The organism is Streptomyces capparidis, assembly GCF_054782095.1.
The window spans coordinates 1-14,307 of record NZ_BAAGTD010000100.1; the positions used below are offsets into that span (position 1 = coordinate 1).

Below are 14,307 nucleotides of genomic sequence, written 5' to 3' on the forward strand. Positions count from 1 at the left end.
GGCAACTGGTCCGCCTTCTGCCCGTGCTCGCGGCCGCCCTGCCCGTTGCCCTGCCCGGTCAGGCAGCCGTAGCCGGAGCCCGGCCGCCCCGGCAGCCCCAGCGCCAGGGCGAGGTTGACGAACGCCGCGACCGTGTCGGTGCCCTTGCTGTGCTGCTCGGCGCCCCGGCCCGTCAGCACGTACCCGCGCCGGGCGGAGGCCAGCATCCGCACCGCGCGGCGCTGCTCGTCCGCCGGCACCCCGGTGACCCGCTCCACCCGCTCCGGCCACCAGGCCGCGGCCCGCCGCCAGGCCGCGTCGAACCCGGTGGTGCGGTCCCGGATCGCGGCCCGGTCGTGCAGGCCCTCGGTGACGGCGATGTGCAGCATGCCGAGCGCCAGCGCCAGGTCGGTGCCCGGCGCCGGGGCCAGGTGCACGGCGGCGTGCTCCGCGGTGGGGGTGCGCCGCGGGTCGAGCACGACCAGGGCGCCGGCCCGGCCCAGGTGCCGCATCAGCGGCGGCATGGTCTCCGCCGGGTTCGCCCCGGCCAGCAGCACCACGTCGGCCTCGGCCAGGTCGGTGACCGGGAACGGCAGCCCCCGGTCCACCCCGAACGCGGCGGTGCCCGCGGCGGCGGCGGACGACATGCAGAACCGGCCGTTGTAGTCGATCTGGCTGGTGCCCAGGGCCACCCGGGCGAACTTGCCGAGCAGATACGCCTTCTCGTTGGTCAGGCCGCCGCCGCCGAACACCGCGAGGGCGTCCGGCCCGTGCTCCTCGCGGGTCCGCAGCAGTCGGGAGGCGACCGCGTCCAGGGCCGCGGGCCACGCCGCCGGGGCGAGCCGCCCCGCGCCGTCGCGCAGCAGCGGGGCGCGCAGCCGGTCGACGGCGCCCAGCACGGCGGGCGCCGTCCAGCCCTTGCGGCACAGACCGCCCCGGTTCACCGGGAAGTCCCGGTCCGGCTCCACCTCCACCGCGGCACCGCCGGGCTCCTCGCCGCGGCGCAGCAGGGTGCCGCACTGGAGGGCGCAGTACGGGCAGTGGGTGGCCACCGCGCGGTCCCGCTCAGCCACCGCCCGCCTCCGGCCCCCGGGCCCGCGGCGCCGCCCGCCGGGTCACGGGCGCACCGTCGGGGGTGTCGGCGGCGTCGCCGCGGACGGGGACTCCGCCGTGGAAACGGACGTGGGCGTGCTCGGTGCGCGCCGGGAGGCACAGCTCATGCGGACCTCGTTTCGGGACTTCATCCGGCCGCCGGCCCGCTGCCGCTCCGCCGGACCCGGAGATCCCGGCCCGCGCCGCCGCGACCCGGCAACGAAGGATGGCGAGGGCCCGTCACGTCACCGCCGGTTCCCCCGCCGACCTTGACAGACCCTAGACGACCACGCGCCGCCGGTGCCACGCCCATCGCCTGCCGCACCACCGGCACCCGAGGCACCGTCCGCCGCGGACCCGAGGACGGCTCAGACCGTCATCCAGCCGAGGACCGGGGTGGACTGGAGGTAAACCAGCACGGCGAACCCGGCCAGCAGGCCCAGGCTCCAGCCGAGCACCCGGCGGAAGATGACGCTCTCGCTGCCCGCCATCCCGATCGCCGCCGCCGCGACGGCCAGGTTCTGCGGCGAGAGCATCTTGCCGAGCACCCCGCCGGTGGAGTTGGCGGCGGCGAGCAGCACCGGGTCCAGCCCGGTCTCCCGGGCCGCGGTCACCTGGAGCACGCCGAACAGCGAGTTGGACGAGGTGTCCGAGCCCGTCACCGCCACCCCGAGCCAGCCCACCACCGGGGAGAACAGCGCGAACGCGTCACCGGTCCCGGCCAGCGCCGTGCCGAGGGTCACGGTCTGCCCGGACAGGTTCATCACCCAGGCCAGGGCCAGCACCGACGTCACCGTCACCACGGTCCAGCGCAACTGGTGCAGCGTCGCGCCGTACGCCCGCACCGCCCGGCCGGGCCCGACCCGGTACAGGGCCATGGTGAGCAGCCCCGCCGCCAGCAGGATCGTCCCCGCGCCCTTGAGGTGCTCCAGCTTGAAGGTCATGGCGGCGGCGGGGTCGCCGGACGGCGTCCCGACGTCGAGGCCGGGCCAGGTGAACTGGACGACGCCGTGGTCGGCCAGCCAGTCCTTGACCGGACCAGGCTGCACGAGGGCGAACAGGGTGACGATGACCAGGTACGGGGCGTACGCCATGAGCGCGCTGCCCTCCCCGGTCCGCACCCGCCGCTCCTCCGGGGACTCGGGCCCCTCCGGCGACCGCGGCGACTCGCGAGGCTCCCGCGCCTCGGGCCAGGCGCCCGCACCGCCCGCCCCCGCGTCCCGCGCCGCGCCGCCCGCCGCCCCGCCGCCCGCGGCCACCGCCACGGGCTCGGCCTCCGCCGCCCGCCGGTCCGCGTCCGGCCGCCACACCCGCAGGAACCCGAGCACCACCACCAGGGTCGCCACCCCGGCGATGATGTCGGTGACCTCCACGCTGATGTGGTTGGAGGCGGCGTACTGGGCGCCCGCGAACGCCAGGCCCGCGACCACGGCCACCGGCCAGGTCTCCCGCACGCCGCGCCGCCCGTCCACCAGGAACACCAGCACCAGCGGGACCAGGGCGGCGATCACCGGGGTCTGCCGCCCGGCCATCGCGCCGAGGTCCGCGAGCGGCAGGCCCGTCACCCCGGACAGCGTGGTCAGCGGCACCGCCATGCTGCCGAACGCCACCGGGGCGGTGTTGGCCACCAGCGCCACGGTCGCCGCCCTGATCGGCTCGATGCCCACCGCCACCAGCATGACCGCGGTGATGGCCACCGGGGCGCCGAAGCCCGCCAGCGCCTCGATCAGCGCGCCGAAGCAGAACGCGATCAGGATGGCCTGGACGCGCTGGTCGGCCGAGACCGCGCGGAACGACCGCCGCAGCACCGAGAACCAGCCGGTGACCTCGGTCATCCGGTAGATCCACAGGGCGTTCACCAGAATCCACAGGATCGGGAAGAGCCCGTAGAAGCCGCCCTCCGCCGCGCCCGACGCCGCCTGGGACACCGGCATGCCCCACACGGCCACGGCCAGCACGAGGGCGACGAGCAGCGCGCCGATCGCCGCCAGATGGGCCTTCATCCGGAAGACGCCGAGCAGCACGAACAGGGTGAGCAGGGGGAGGGAGGCACACAGGGCGGACCAGTTCAGCGATCCGCCCAGGGGATCGAGGACCTGACGGTACATCGGAACCTCCTCGGACGGCGGCGTCCTGGAGTGGATGCCCACGCTCCGGAAGAGTCACGCTCCGGAAATGACTGCCCCACGATTCCGCGGTGCGAGGGTGTCGGCCGCCGGTCGGTGCCGGGGCGCGGGCGCCCGGCCCCACCGCCGCCCCGGGGGGTTGGACTCCGTGTCCATGCCCTGTACTGTTCGTCCAGGCCCCGCGCGCCGGAGCACACACCCGAGGGAGGGCGGACATGAGCGGCACCCCGCCGGTCACCCTGGACGACGTCCGCGACGCCGCCGCCAGGCTCGACGGGATCGCCCACCGCACCCCCGTGCTGCGCTCCCGCACCCTGGACGCGCTCGTCGGCGCCCGCACGTTCCTCAAGTGCGAGAACCTCCAGCGCGCCGGCGCCTTCAAGTTCCGCGGCGCCTACAACGCCGCCTCCCGTCTGACGCCCGCCCGGCGCGCCCGCGGCATCGCCGCCTACTCCTCGGGCAACCACGCCCAGGCCGTCGCGCTGGCCGCCCGGGAGCTCGGCACCACCGCGGTGATCGTCATGCCCGAGGACGCCCCGCGCGCCAAGCGGGAGGCCACCGCCGGGTACGGGGCGGAGATCGTCACCTACGACCGCTACCTCGGCGACCGGGTGGCCGTCGCCGAGGCCCTGGCCGCCGAGCGCGGCCTCGCCCTCATCCCGCCGTACGACCACCCGCACGTCATCGCCGGGCAGGGCACCGCGGCGCTGGAGCTGATCGAGGAGGTCGCCGACCTCGACGCGCTGGTGGTGCCGGTGGGCGGCGGCGGGCTGATCGCCGGGAGCGCCACGGCGGTCAAGGCCCTGCGGCCCGGGGTGCGCGTCATCGGCGTCGAGCCCGAGGCCGGGGACGACACCCGGCGCTCCCTCGCGGCGGGCAGGCGGGTGGCCGTCCCCGTGCCGCGCACCATCGCCGACGGGCAGGCGGTGGACACGCCCGGGGAGCTGACGTTCGCGGTCAACCGGCGGCTGGTCGACGAGGTCGTCCTGGTCGGCGACGACGAGATCCGCCACGCCATGCGGCTGGCCTTCGAGCGCCTGAAGACCGTGCTGGAGCCCAGCGGCGCCAGCGCCCTCGCCGCCCTCCTCGCCCACCGCGTGGACCGCCTGCCGCCCCGCGTCGGCGTCATCCTCTCCGGCGGCAACGTGGACACCCGCCGCTTCGCCGAACTCTGCGCCACCTGACCCCGCGGCCCGGCCCCGGACGCACCGCCCCGCGCGTCCTCGCCCGCACCCGGCAGGCGTACGCCGCCGCCCGCGAGGCCGACCTGCCCCGTCGACGACGGCGTCGTCGTCGCCGAACCGACCGGCTGAGCACCCGCCAGGCCCGGACCCGCGGACGGAAGGAGCACCCCCATGCGGATCGCATCCGCCGACGTCGTCGTCACCAGCCCGGGACGGAACTTCGTCACCCTGCGCGTCACCACCGACGACGGCCTCACCGGCCTCGGCGACGCCACCCTCAACGGCCGGGAGCTGGCCGTCGCCAGCTATCTGCGCGACCACGTCGCCCCGCTGCTCCTCGGACGGGACGCCGCCCGCATCGAGGACACCTGGCAGTACCTGTACCGGGGCGCCTACTGGCGACGCGGACCGGTGACCATGGCCGCGATCGCGGCCGTGGACACCGCCCTGTGGGACATCAAGGCCAAGGCCGCCGGGATGCCGCTGTACCAGCTCCTCGGCGGCGCCTGCCGCACCGGCGCCCTCGCCTACGGGCACGCCTCGGGCCGCGACATCCCCGAACTGCTCGACTCGGTGCGCGAGCACCTCGAACTCGGCTACCGCGCCGTGCGCGTGCAGACCGGCGTCCCCGGCCTCGACTCGGTCTACGGCGTCGCCGCCTCCGCCGCGGGCGGCGGCGACCGCTACGACTACGAGCCCGCCCGCCGCACCGCCGCGGGACCGGCGCGCCCCGTCGAGGAGACCTGGGACACCCGCGCCTACCTGCGGCACCTCCCGTCGGTCTGCGAGGCGGTGCGGGCCGAGTTCGGGCCCGGGCTGCCGCTGCTGCACGACGGGCACCACCGGATGACGCCCATCGAGGCGGCGCGGCTCGGCAAGGCGCTGGAACCGTACGACCTGTTCTGGCTGGAGGACGCCACACCGGGCGAGGACCCCACGGCGCTGCGCCTGATCCGCGGGCACACCACCACCCCCCTGGCCATCGGCGAGGTGTTCAACTCGGTGCACGACTACACCACCCTGCTCACCGAGCGGCTGATCGACTACGTCCGCTCCGCCGTCACCCACACCGGCGGCGTCACCGGCATGCGGAAGCTGCTCGACCTGGCGGCGGTGTACGGGGTGCGCTCCGGCATGCACGGCCCGACCGACATCTCGCCGGTCGGCATGGCGGCGGCGCTCCACCTGGACCTGGCCGTCCACAACTTCGGCATCCAGGAGTACATGCGGCACTCGCCGCACACCCTGGAGGTGTTCCGCACCTCCTACCGGTTCGACGACGGGCTGCTCCACCCGTCGGACACGCCCGGCCTCGGTGTGGAGCTGGACACGCGGGCCGCTGAGCGCTTCCCGTACGAGCCCGCGTACCTGCCCGTCAACCGCCTGGCGGACGGCACCGTGCACGACTGGTGACCGGCCCGGGCCGGGCCGCCGCCCGGCCCACCCGGCCCCCGCTCACCGGTCCGGCCCCTCCGGCCGGTCCGGCCCCTCCGGGCCGGTGAGCAGGTCCAGCACCAGGGCCAGCGGGGGCCAGCCGGCCCGCCCGCGGCGCGTGACGGCGTAGGACCGCAACGTCACCCCGGGACGGGTCAGCGGCAGCAGTCGGACCCCGGGCAGGACGGGCAGCCCGGCGGGCAGCAGGCCCACCCCGAACCCGGCCACCACCAGGTCCTGGACGAGCTCCAGGCTGTCCACGCTGTGCGCGATCCGCGGCTCGAAGCCCGCCATGGAGGCCAGCAGGCGCACCACCCGCTCGTCGGCGGTGTTGCGGGAGTTGACGATCCAGTCGTGGTCCCGGAAGCCGGCCAGGACCGCGGGCGCGGACGCACCGGCCGGGACCGGCGCGGCCCGCGGCGCGCCGTGCGGCACGCCGAGGCTCCACGCCGCCGACCACAGGGGCCTGGCCTCGAAGGCGGCGTCGAACGGGGCGGGCGCGAGGTCGTAGTCGTAGGTCAGCGCCAGGTCCACGTCGTCGGAGGCGAGCAGCGCCAGGGCCTCGGCGGGCTCGTGCTCGTGGATGCGCACCCGCACCCGGGGGTGGTTCGCCGCCACCCGCGCGGCGACGGGCAGCAGCGAGCGGCGCACGGCGGTGGCGAACCCGGCGACGCGCAGGGTGCCGGCCGGCTCGGCGTCGGAGGCCAGGTCGAGCCGGGCCGCCTCCACCGCGGCGAGGATGGTCACCGCGTGCTCGGCCAGGCGCCGCCCCGCCGGGGTGAGCCGCACCCGGCGCCCGTGCGGCTCGATCAGCGCCGTCCCCGCCTCCCGGGCCAGCGCCGCGATCTGCTGCGACACCGTGGAGGTGGTCACGCCCAGCTCGTCGGCGACCTCGCGCATCGACCCCAGCCGGGACAGCTCGAAGAGCAGCTTCAGACGGCGGAGATCCATACCGCGATCATTCATGAACGCCGAACGGTATGTCCATGATCCACACGTGGACGTGAACGGTCGGCGTGTCCTTCACTGGCGCGCATGACGACGACCTTCTCGGGGGCGGGCGCGGGCGCGGCCCCGCCCGATCCGCGGTCCGCGGCCCGCACGGGGACGGCCATGGCCGTCGCGTCGATGCTGTGCGTCCAGCTCGGCCTCGCCGCCTCGGTGGCCATGGTCGACGACCTCGGCGCCGCGGGCGTGGCGTGGCTGCGGCTGGCGTGGGCGGGCGTGGTGCTGCTGGTCGTGGTGCGGCCCAGGCCCTCCGGCTTCACCCGCTCCCAGTTGCTCTCCTGCGCGGCGCTCGGCACGGTGACGGCCGGGGTGACGCTGCTGTTCATGGCCGCGGTGACCCGTCTGCCGCTGGGCACGGCCTCCGCCCTGGAGTTCCTCGGCCCGCTGGGCGTGGCGGTGGCCCGCTCCGGCGGCGGCCGGCGGCGGTGGCCGCTGCTCGCCGCGGCCGGGGTGCTGCTGCTCACCGAGCCCTGGCACGGCGGCGCCGACCCGGTCGGGGTGGCCTGCGCGCTCGGCGCTGGCGCCTGCTGGGCCGCCTACATCCTGCTCACCCAGCACGTCGGCGACCAGGTCTCCGGCATCCGCGGGCTGGCCGTGTCCATGCCCGTCGCGGGCCTGGTCGCCACCGCGGTCGCCGGCCCCTCCGTCGCCGGGCACCTCACCTGGCAGGTGGTGCTCACCGGTCTCGGCCTGGCCGTGCTGCTGCCCGTGGTGCCGTTCACCCTGGAACTGCTCGCCCTGCGCCGCCTGACGACCGCGGCGTTCGGTGTCCTGATGAGCCTGGAGCCCGCGTTCGCCCTGGTCATCGGCCTGGTCGCGCTGCACCAGGTGCCGCGTTGGGGACCCGTGGCCGGCGTCGCGCTGGTGGTCGCCGCGGGCGTCGGCGCCGAACGGGGCGGCGCCCGCCCGCCCGCCGCCCCGCCCGCCGCCCCACCGGGAGCCCGGCGTCCGGAGGAGGGGACGGGTCCGTGAGCGAGGGGGCGGGGCGACGGTGCCGGGTCACTCCGCCGGGGTGCCCACCCGCAGCCGGTTGCCGTCCGGGTCGCGCAGCTCCACCTCGCGGCCCCACGGCGCCTCGTCCACCGGCACCCCGAACTCGGCGGCGACCGCGTCCACGTCCCGCACCCGCAGGTACACCAGGGTGTCCGGGCGGGCGTCGCCCGTGTGCTCGGACAGGAACAGCCGCACCCGCCCCCGGGCCACCTCCACGAACGCCGGCAGGCCCGGCTCGAAGCGGTGCTCCCACCGCTTGGCGAACCCCAGCCGCTCGTACCAGCCGACCGCGGCGGCGGCGTCGGCCACCCGCAGGATCGGGATCACTTCCTCGTCCATGGCGGGCATCCTGCCAGCCCGCACCGTCAGCGCCGGGCGCCGGGTGCCGCGGCGCCATTCCCGGCGCGGACCCCGGCCGGGGCGGCGGCCGGGCCGCGGACGGCGGCCGTCGCGGGACGGGCGCGGCGCGCCGGGACCAGCAGGGCGGCGAGGGCCGCGGCCAGGCAGAGCACCGCGAGCAGGGTGAAGCCGCCGGTGTAGCCGGAGGCGTGGGGCAGGCCCGACGGCTGGAGGCGGCCGGTGACCAGCACGCTGGTGACCGAGGTGCCCAGGGAGCCGCCGATGGTGCGGATGTTGGCGTTCATGCCGGTGGCGGCGCCGGTCTGCTCGGCGGGGACGCTGCCCACGATCAGGTTGGCCATGGAGGCGAACGCCAGTCCGGTGCCGAGGCCGAAGATGCCGGCCGCGACGGCGATCTGCCACTGCCGGTCGTGCCACGCGGCGAGGAACCCGCAGGCGACCGCGCCCAGCGCGGACCCGGTCACCAGCAGCCGCTTGGCCCCCAGGCGCGGTTCCAGCCGTCCGCTGAGCACACCGGAGCCGAACATGGTGACCAGCATGGGGAGCAGCAGCAGCCCGGCGCCCGTGACGCTCGCGCCGAACCCGTACCCGGCGGAGGAGGGGGTCTGCACGAAGCCGGGCAGGAACGACCAGATCGCGTACATGCCCGCGCCGAACAGCAGGGCGGCGGTGTTGGTGGTCCACACGGCGGGCAGCCGCATGATCCGCAGGTCGATCAGCGGGTTGCGGGAGCGGGCCTCGACCAGCAGCCACAGGGCGAACAGCAGCACGGCGGCGGCGAGCAGCCCGATCACCCGGGCGGAGCCCCAGCCCCAGGCGGTGGCCTGGCTGATCGGCAGCAGCAGCGCCACCAGCCAGCCCGAGAGCAGCACCGCGCCGGGCCAGTTGACGCGCCCCGCGGCGCGGGCGGGGGAGGCGGGCATGTACCGCAGGGCGATCAGGGCGGTGACGGCCACGATGCCGACGGGCAGCCAGAACAGCCAGCGGTGACCCAGCGCGGCGACGATCGGCCCCGCCGCCACCATGCCGACGCCGCCGCCCGCGGCGATCACCGCCGACAGGTTGCCGATGACGGGGCCCACCTCGCCGGGGGCGAACTCGTCGCGGATGATGCCGAAGGACAGCGGGAACAACGCGCCGCCCACGCCCTGCACCACCCGGGCCGCGATGAGCACGCCGACGTTGGGCGCGAGCGCCGCGAGCAGGCAGCCGACCGCCACCGTGACCAGCACCCCGACCAGGGTGCCCTTCTTGCCGACGAGGTCGCCGACGCGGCCGAGTATCGGGGTGAAGATCGACGCGGACAGCAGGTAGGCGGTCATCACCCAGGTCGCGGTGGACTGGGAGGTGTGCAGGGACTGCTGGATGGCCGGCAGGGCGGGTGCGATCAGCGACTGGAGCATGGCGAACACGCCGGCGCCGGTGGCCAGGACCGCGAAGGTGACGCGTGGGGACGTGCGGGGCATGGGTGGGCCTCTCCGAGCGGAACGGATCGACGGCGGGCGGCGCCGCGGGCGCGGCCGTCCGGGGGCGCGGCCGAGCGAGCGGTGGGCGCGACGGCGCGCCACCGGTGGGACCGGCCCCGACTGGTAAAGTGGAGGTGCGCCTCCACTGTAGTGGAGGTTAGCCTCCACTTTCAATCCCGCACGTCCCCTTCCCCCCTCCCCGCTCCGCGCCCCCGCCCCTCCTCCCGGCCCGCCGCCGATCCCGCCCCGCCCCGGAGGCACCAGTGACCGAACGGCACCTTCCCGTCGACGTGCTCGTCGCCGCCCGGCGCCCGCACCGCAGGGACGCCGCGCGCAACTACGACGCGCTGCTGGCCGCCGCGCGCGAGGTCTTCGCCGAGAGCGGCGCGGACGCCCCGCTGGAGGACGTCGCCCGCCGCGCCGGGGTGGGCATCGGCACCCTCTACCGGAACTTCCCGACCCGCCGCCACCTGTTCGAGAGCGTCTACGCGGGCGAGGTCGCCGCGCTGTGCCGGGTCGCCGAGGAGGTCGCGGACCTCCCGCCCTGGGAGGCCCTGACCTCGTGGCTGCGCCGCTTCGTCGACTACACCGCCACCAAGCGGGCCATCCGCGAGGCCATGGAGGACGCCTCGGACCTGTTCCAGGCCTGCCGCGCATCGATGTACCAGGCGGGCGGCCCGCTGTTCGAGCGGGCGCAGCGGGCCGGGGAGGCGAGGACCGACATGGGCTTCGACGACCTGCTGCGCATGGTGGCCGGCATCGCGGCGACGAACTTCCGCGACGACGCCCAGCGCGACCGCGTCCTCGCCGTCGCCCTCGACGGCGTCCGCGCCGCGCGCTGACCCCGCGTACACGGCCGGTGACACACGGCGGTCGTCCCGCCCGCCGTGTCCGCTCCGCCGGCGCGGGTGCGGCGGATCGGGGCCGCGCGCGAGGAGTGGCGGTGTCAATGGCGGGTAGACGGGGCCTCGTTGCCGATGTGCCCGGGCGCGCGATCCGTGTCCGGGCGGAGAACAGGAGACCGCCATGCTGATGGCCAAACCCGCCGTGCTGCGGAACCTGGTGGAACGGTACGAGGCGCTGGCGGTCCTGCGCGCCCGGGGCGAGGACGACGTCGAGGCGCGGCAGCGGATGCAGGACGTGGCCTACACCCTGTGCGTGACGACCGGTACCCGCGACGTGGAGTCCGCCCTGGCCGTCGCCCGGCGCCGCCTCGGTGCGGCCCCGCTCGGCGAGGAGACCGCCTCCTCCGCCTGACGGCCGCCGCCGCGGCCGGGCGACCGCCCGAGAGGGACCACCCGAAAGGGAGGCGTGAGGTGCGGCGACGCGGGTAGACGCTTCGCATGCGGCTGGCGGTCATGGATGTGGGATCCAACACGGTGCGGCTCGCTGTGGCCGAGGGCGACGGCGACATCCCGCTGCCCGTGCACACGAGCAAGCGGCGGCTGCGGCTCGCCGAGAGCGTGGAGCCCGACGGCAGGCTCGGTGAGCGGGCCGTGGACGACCTGGTGGCCGCGGTCGCCTCCGCCAGGGACGAGGCCGCCCGGTGGGAGGTGGAGGAGCCCTTCGCCTTCGGCACCGCCATCATCCGCGACGCCCCGAACCGCCAGGAGGTGCTCCAGGCGGTGCACGCCGGCACCGGTGTGCCGCTGTACGTGATGTCGGGCCGGACCGAGGCCGAGCTGACGTTCCTCGCGGCGCGGCAGTGGATGGGCTGGCGGGCCGGCCCCATGGTGCTGCTCGACATCGGCGGCGGCACGCTCGAGGTGGCGTTCGGCCGGGCCAGGATGCCGGACCTGGCCGTCTCGCTGCCGCTGGGCGCGGGCCGGCTGACCCGCCAGTACCTCGCCGAGGGGGACCCGCCCTCCCCGGAGGCGGTGCGCGAGCTGCGCCGCCGGGTCCGCCACGAGCTGCGGGACGTGGCCACCCGCATCCGCTGGGAGGGCCCGCACACCGCCGTGGCCACCTCCCGCACCTTCCAGCAGCTCGCCCGCCTGTGCGGCGCGGCACCCGGCCGGCAGGGCCCTTTCGTCACCCGCCGCCTCGCCCGCGCGGACCTCGGCGCCGCGGTGCGGAGGCTCGCCGCGCTGCCCGCGGGGGAGCGGGCGGAGCTGCCCGGCATCTCCCCGGCCCGGGCCCGCCAGTCCCTGGCCGGCGCGGTGATCGCGCACACCGCGATGCGCTGCCTGGAGATCGACTCCGTGACCCTGTGTCCGTGGGCCCTGCGGGAGGGCGTGATGCTCCGGCGCCTCCAGGAGCAGCCCCCGCTGTGGCACGACACCTCGGGCCAGACCCTGTACGCCCTGCCGACGGGGCAGCGTCAGGCCAGCGTCGCCCCCTGAGCCTGCCCGGCGCGGCGGGGCACCGGTCGGCGTTCGGCCGCGTCGGCGCGGGCGGCGTCACAGCGGAGCCAGGCCCGCCGCGGCGAGGAAGGCGAGCTGGAGCGCGGTGCGCGGCACCGGCGGTTCGCCCAGGGCCACCTTCCGCCGCGCCGCCGGGACGCCGACGAGGCCGGCCCTCAGCCGCGGGGCGAAGCGGGCCGCGCCGGTGACCGGGAACACCAGGGCCGATCCGAGCTGACCGCCGCCCGCTCCGTGCCGCGCCGGCTGTTCACCGGGGACCCGCCCGCGGGGGAGTGACCCGCACGGAGGTGCCCGGGGCCGCGCGCCGTCAGCCGGTGGCCGCCGCGCTCATCTCCGACTCCCGGGCGTGCACGTGGTACACCGCGAACGCCCGCCCGATCACCGGCTGGGCGACGTTGCGCACCCGCACGCCGCCCGTGGTCATGCCGTGCTCCGTGCCCAGGTGGGCGTGCCCGTGCACCGCCAGGTCCGCGCCCGCGCCGTCGATCGCCTCGGCGAGCAGGTAGCTGCCGAGGAACGGGAAGATCTCCGGCGGCTCCCCGGCCAGCGTGTCGGGCACGGGGGAGAAGTGCGTGAGCGCGATCCGCACCGCGCAGCCACGCCCGGCCAGCTCCTCCAGGGAGCGGCGCAGCCCTTCGGCGCAGTGACGGGTGCGGCGGATGAACGCCTTCATCTCCGGTTCGCCGAACTCCCCGCCGCTGCGCCCGACGAAGCCGCCGCCGAACCCTTTGGTCCCGGCGATCCCCACCGAGGTCCCGGCCACGTCCACGGCCGTGCCCTCGCCCTCCAGGACGGTGACGCCCGCGTCGCGCAGCACGGCCGCCACCTCGTCCTGCCGGCCGGAGTGGTAATCGTGGTTGCCGAGCACGGCGATCACGGGCACGCCCAGGCCGCGCACCTCGTCCGCGACCACCGCCGTCTCCTCCACGGTGCCGTGGCGGGTCAGGTCGCCGGCCAGCAGCAGCAGGTCGGCGCAGTCGGGCAGGGTGTCGAACGCCGGCCGGAGCAGTCCCCGGCTGTCGGGCCCCATGTGGATGTCCCCGACGGCTGCGACACGGATCATGCCAGTTCCTCCGGTTGCTGCGGGGCGTCGGCCGCGGCCAGGACCAGGTCGCTGCGCACGGGCACGCCCGGCAGCTCCTCCCGCGCCAGGCGCAGGATCTCGTCGCGGCAGCCGGCCGTGGGCACGGTTCCGCTCAGCACGACGGCGCCGCCGCGCAGCTCGGCGCGCACGCCCAGCTCGGCGGTCTCCCCGGCCGCCAGCCGCTCCTTCAGGTGGGCGATGCGGTACTCGGTGTCGGCGGGCTGCGGCCGGCTCATCGGCCCGCCTCCCGCGGCTCGATGACGTTCAGGCGCTCCAGGAGGTAGAGGAAGGACTCGGGCATCGGCTCGCCCCGGTACTCCGCGCGCAGCAGCGCCCAGTCGACCTTCTCCCGCAGGGCCCTGGCGATCGGCAGCACGGCGCCGAAGTCGCAGTAGTGCTCGGAGAACGCCCCGAGCAGGCTGCCGACGAGGTCGGTGGGGGCGAGCACGGGCATGCGCACCGAGTTGACCGGCAGCGTCTCCGCCCGGCCGAGCAGCTCGCGGTCCACCGGCCGGCGGGCCAGCTCGAAGATCAGGTCGATCTGCACGCCGCCGTACCACGCCTTGATCAGCCAGTCCTCCGGCGGGACGCGCACGTCGATCCCGGCGCCGCGCAGGGTCGCCGTCACCGCGTCCGCGTCCTCGCGCAGGATGCAGAAGTCGGTGTCGTGCTGGAGCCGCGCCTCCGCGCCGTGCGCGTACGCCGCGACGCTCCCGGCCAGGGCGAACGGGTGGTCCGCGCCCTTGAGCAGACCACCCACCTGCTTGGTGGCCTCCAGCACCGCCTGGGTGAGATCCGGCGGCAGCGGGGGAGCGGGGTCGTCCTGCCGAGGGTCCCGTTCGGGCAGGGACGCGGGTTCCGCCGCCCGGTCGCCGACGGCCAGCCGCAGGCCGCCCGGTCCGGCGCCGTTGTCCGGATGTTCCATCACTGGCGCTCCGTCCTCACTGCTGGGCCCTCACTGCTGGGTCGCCGCCACCGGGCCCGGCGGGGACGGCGGCGACGCTGGTGTCCGTCCGGCGGAGGGCGGTCCGCCGTCCGCTCGGTGGCGTGCCTACTACCCGGCCGCGCCGGTTCGACACGGGGCGGACAGCCGTGCGGGGCATCCCCGTCAAGGGATCGCCGGACCCCTGGGCCCGCTCCCCCCGCGGCGGCGCGCCGACGGCGCGGCAGCCCGCCGCCGCGGCCGCCGGCCGCGATCGGCACCGGGGCGCGCGCGGG

15 protein-coding genes are annotated in these 14,307 nt (G+C 76.4%); 6 read left to right on the forward strand and 9 right to left on the reverse strand.

Annotated features, from left to right (window positions below):
- Window positions 1-1,052, reverse strand: a 1,052-nt coding sequence (locus tag ACYVO2_RS36625; protein WP_461012451.1) for a molybdopterin oxidoreductase family protein, incomplete at its 3' end; no start/stop codon positions are given.
- A gap of 387 nt (window positions 1,053-1,439) precedes the next feature.
- Window positions 1,440-3,179 carry an L-lactate permease gene (locus ACYVO2_RS36630; RefSeq protein WP_461012452.1) on the reverse strand — a complete coding sequence of 580 codons (1,740 nt, stop codon included), beginning with the start codon at window positions 3,177-3,179 and terminating at the stop codon, window positions 1,440-1,442.
- A 233-nt stretch (window positions 3,180-3,412) separates the two neighbouring features.
- Between ACYVO2_RS36630 and ACYVO2_RS36635 the strand changes: the two genes are divergently transcribed.
- Both ACYVO2_RS36635 and manD read left to right on the forward strand, forming a co-directional pair.
- A complete protein-coding gene (locus ACYVO2_RS36635) occupies window positions 3,413-4,381 on the forward strand; it encodes a pyridoxal-phosphate dependent enzyme (protein ID WP_461012453.1) in 969 nt (322 codons plus the stop codon).
- Between the two features lie 171 nt (window positions 4,382-4,552).
- A complete protein-coding gene (gene manD, locus ACYVO2_RS36640) occupies window positions 4,553-5,794 on the forward strand; it encodes a D-mannonate dehydratase ManD (protein ID WP_461012454.1) in 1,242 nt (413 codons plus the stop codon).
- 42 nt (window positions 5,795-5,836) lie between these two features.
- Here manD and ACYVO2_RS36645 read toward each other — a convergent pair whose 3' ends face one another.
- Window positions 5,837-6,766 carry a LysR family transcriptional regulator gene (locus ACYVO2_RS36645; RefSeq protein WP_461012455.1) on the reverse strand — a complete coding sequence of 310 codons (930 nt, stop codon included), beginning with the start codon at window positions 6,764-6,766 and terminating at the stop codon, window positions 5,837-5,839.
- Between the two features lie 84 nt (window positions 6,767-6,850).
- On the opposite strand from ACYVO2_RS36645, the gene ACYVO2_RS36650 reads away from it, so the two are divergent.
- Window positions 6,851-7,795, forward strand: a complete 945-nt coding sequence (locus tag ACYVO2_RS36650) for an EamA family transporter (protein ID WP_461012456.1) — start codon at window positions 6,851-6,853, stop codon at window positions 7,793-7,795.
- 27 nt (window positions 7,796-7,822) lie between these two features.
- Here ACYVO2_RS36650 and ACYVO2_RS36655 read toward each other — a convergent pair whose 3' ends face one another.
- Together ACYVO2_RS36655 and ACYVO2_RS36660 are read right to left on the reverse strand one after the other, a co-directional pair.
- The gene (locus ACYVO2_RS36655; protein ID WP_461012457.1) at window positions 7,823-8,155 is read right to left on the reverse strand and encodes a glyoxalase superfamily protein; all 333 of its coding nucleotides are present in this window, start codon (window positions 8,153-8,155) and stop codon (window positions 7,823-7,825) included.
- 26 nt (window positions 8,156-8,181) lie between these two features.
- Window positions 8,182-9,642 carry an MFS transporter gene (locus tag ACYVO2_RS36660; protein ID WP_461012458.1) on the reverse strand — a complete coding sequence of 487 codons (1,461 nt, stop codon included), beginning with the start codon at window positions 9,640-9,642 and terminating at the stop codon, window positions 8,182-8,184.
- A gap of 263 nt (window positions 9,643-9,905) precedes the next feature.
- On the opposite strand from ACYVO2_RS36660, the gene ACYVO2_RS36665 reads away from it, so the two are divergent.
- The 3 genes from ACYVO2_RS36665 (at window position 9,906) to ACYVO2_RS36675 (ending at window position 11,984) form a co-directional block, all read left to right on the forward strand.
- Window positions 9,906-10,484 (forward strand): TetR/AcrR family transcriptional regulator, encoded by a 579-nt coding sequence (locus ACYVO2_RS36665; protein WP_461012459.1) that lies wholly within the window; start codon window positions 9,906-9,908, stop codon window positions 10,482-10,484.
- 184 nt (window positions 10,485-10,668) lie between these two features.
- Window positions 10,669-10,899 carry a DUF5133 domain-containing protein gene (locus ACYVO2_RS36670; RefSeq protein ID WP_461012460.1) on the forward strand — a complete coding sequence of 77 codons (231 nt, stop codon included), beginning with the start codon at window positions 10,669-10,671 and terminating at the stop codon, window positions 10,897-10,899.
- 86 nt (window positions 10,900-10,985) lie between these two features.
- Window positions 10,986-11,984: a Ppx/GppA family phosphatase gene (locus ACYVO2_RS36675; protein ID WP_461012461.1), complete on the forward strand. Its 999-nt coding sequence runs from the start codon at window positions 10,986-10,988 to the stop codon at window positions 11,982-11,984.
- Window positions 11,985-12,041: 57 nt separating this feature from the next.
- Here ACYVO2_RS36675 and ACYVO2_RS36680 read toward each other — a convergent pair whose 3' ends face one another.
- The 4 genes from ACYVO2_RS36680 to ACYVO2_RS36695 all read right to left on the reverse strand — a co-directional run bounded on the left by ACYVO2_RS36680 (window position 12,042) and on the right by ACYVO2_RS36695 (window position 14,014).
- A complete protein-coding gene (locus ACYVO2_RS36680; protein WP_461012462.1) occupies window positions 12,042-12,203 on the reverse strand; it encodes a hypothetical protein in 162 nt (53 codons plus the stop codon).
- A 109-nt stretch (window positions 12,204-12,312) separates the two neighbouring features.
- Window positions 12,313-13,068 (reverse strand): metallophosphoesterase family protein, encoded by a 756-nt coding sequence (locus ACYVO2_RS36685; RefSeq protein ID WP_461012463.1) that lies wholly within the window; start codon window positions 13,066-13,068, stop codon window positions 12,313-12,315.
- Entirely contained in the window at window positions 13,065-13,325 is a 261-nt protein-coding gene (locus ACYVO2_RS36690; RefSeq protein ID WP_461012464.1) for a BON domain-containing protein, read from the reverse strand. Before ACYVO2_RS36690 ends, ACYVO2_RS36685 begins: the two co-directional genes overlap by 4 nt.
- A complete protein-coding gene (locus tag ACYVO2_RS36695; protein WP_461012465.1) occupies window positions 13,322-14,014 on the reverse strand; it encodes a nucleotidyltransferase family protein in 693 nt (230 codons plus the stop codon). Before ACYVO2_RS36695 ends, ACYVO2_RS36690 begins: the two co-directional genes overlap by 4 nt.
- Window positions 14,015-14,307 lie beyond the last annotated feature (293 nt).

Coding starts and splice junctions, on each gene's coding strand:
- ACYVO2_RS36675 (WP_461012461.1), top strand. CDS start 10,986: ATGCGGCTGGCGGTCATGGATGTGGGATCCAACACGGTGCGGCTCGCT.
- ACYVO2_RS36695 (WP_461012465.1), bottom strand. CDS start 14,014: ATGGAACATCCGGACAACGGCGCCGGACCGGGCGGCCTGCGGCTGGCC.
- ACYVO2_RS36690 (WP_461012464.1), bottom strand. CDS start 13,325: ATGAGCCGGCCGCAGCCCGCCGACACCGAGTACCGCATCGCCCACCTG.
- manD (WP_461012454.1), top strand. CDS start 4,553: ATGCGGATCGCATCCGCCGACGTCGTCGTCACCAGCCCGGGACGGAAC.
- ACYVO2_RS36670 (WP_461012460.1), top strand. CDS start 10,669: ATGCTGATGGCCAAACCCGCCGTGCTGCGGAACCTGGTGGAACGGTAC.
- ACYVO2_RS36660 (WP_461012458.1), bottom strand. CDS start 9,642: ATGCCCCGCACGTCCCCACGCGTCACCTTCGCGGTCCTGGCCACCGGC.
- ACYVO2_RS36650 (WP_461012456.1), top strand. CDS start 6,851: ATGACGACGACCTTCTCGGGGGCGGGCGCGGGCGCGGCCCCGCCCGAT.
- ACYVO2_RS36630 (WP_461012452.1), bottom strand. CDS start 3,179: ATGTACCGTCAGGTCCTCGATCCCCTGGGCGGATCGCTGAACTGGTCC.
- ACYVO2_RS36635 (WP_461012453.1), top strand. CDS start 3,413: ATGAGCGGCACCCCGCCGGTCACCCTGGACGACGTCCGCGACGCCGCC.
- ACYVO2_RS36645 (WP_461012455.1), bottom strand. CDS start 6,766: ATGGATCTCCGCCGTCTGAAGCTGCTCTTCGAGCTGTCCCGGCTGGGG.
- ACYVO2_RS36655 (WP_461012457.1), bottom strand. CDS start 8,155: ATGGACGAGGAAGTGATCCCGATCCTGCGGGTGGCCGACGCCGCCGCC.
- ACYVO2_RS36685 (WP_461012463.1), bottom strand. CDS start 13,068: ATGATCCGTGTCGCAGCCGTCGGGGACATCCACATGGGGCCCGACAGC.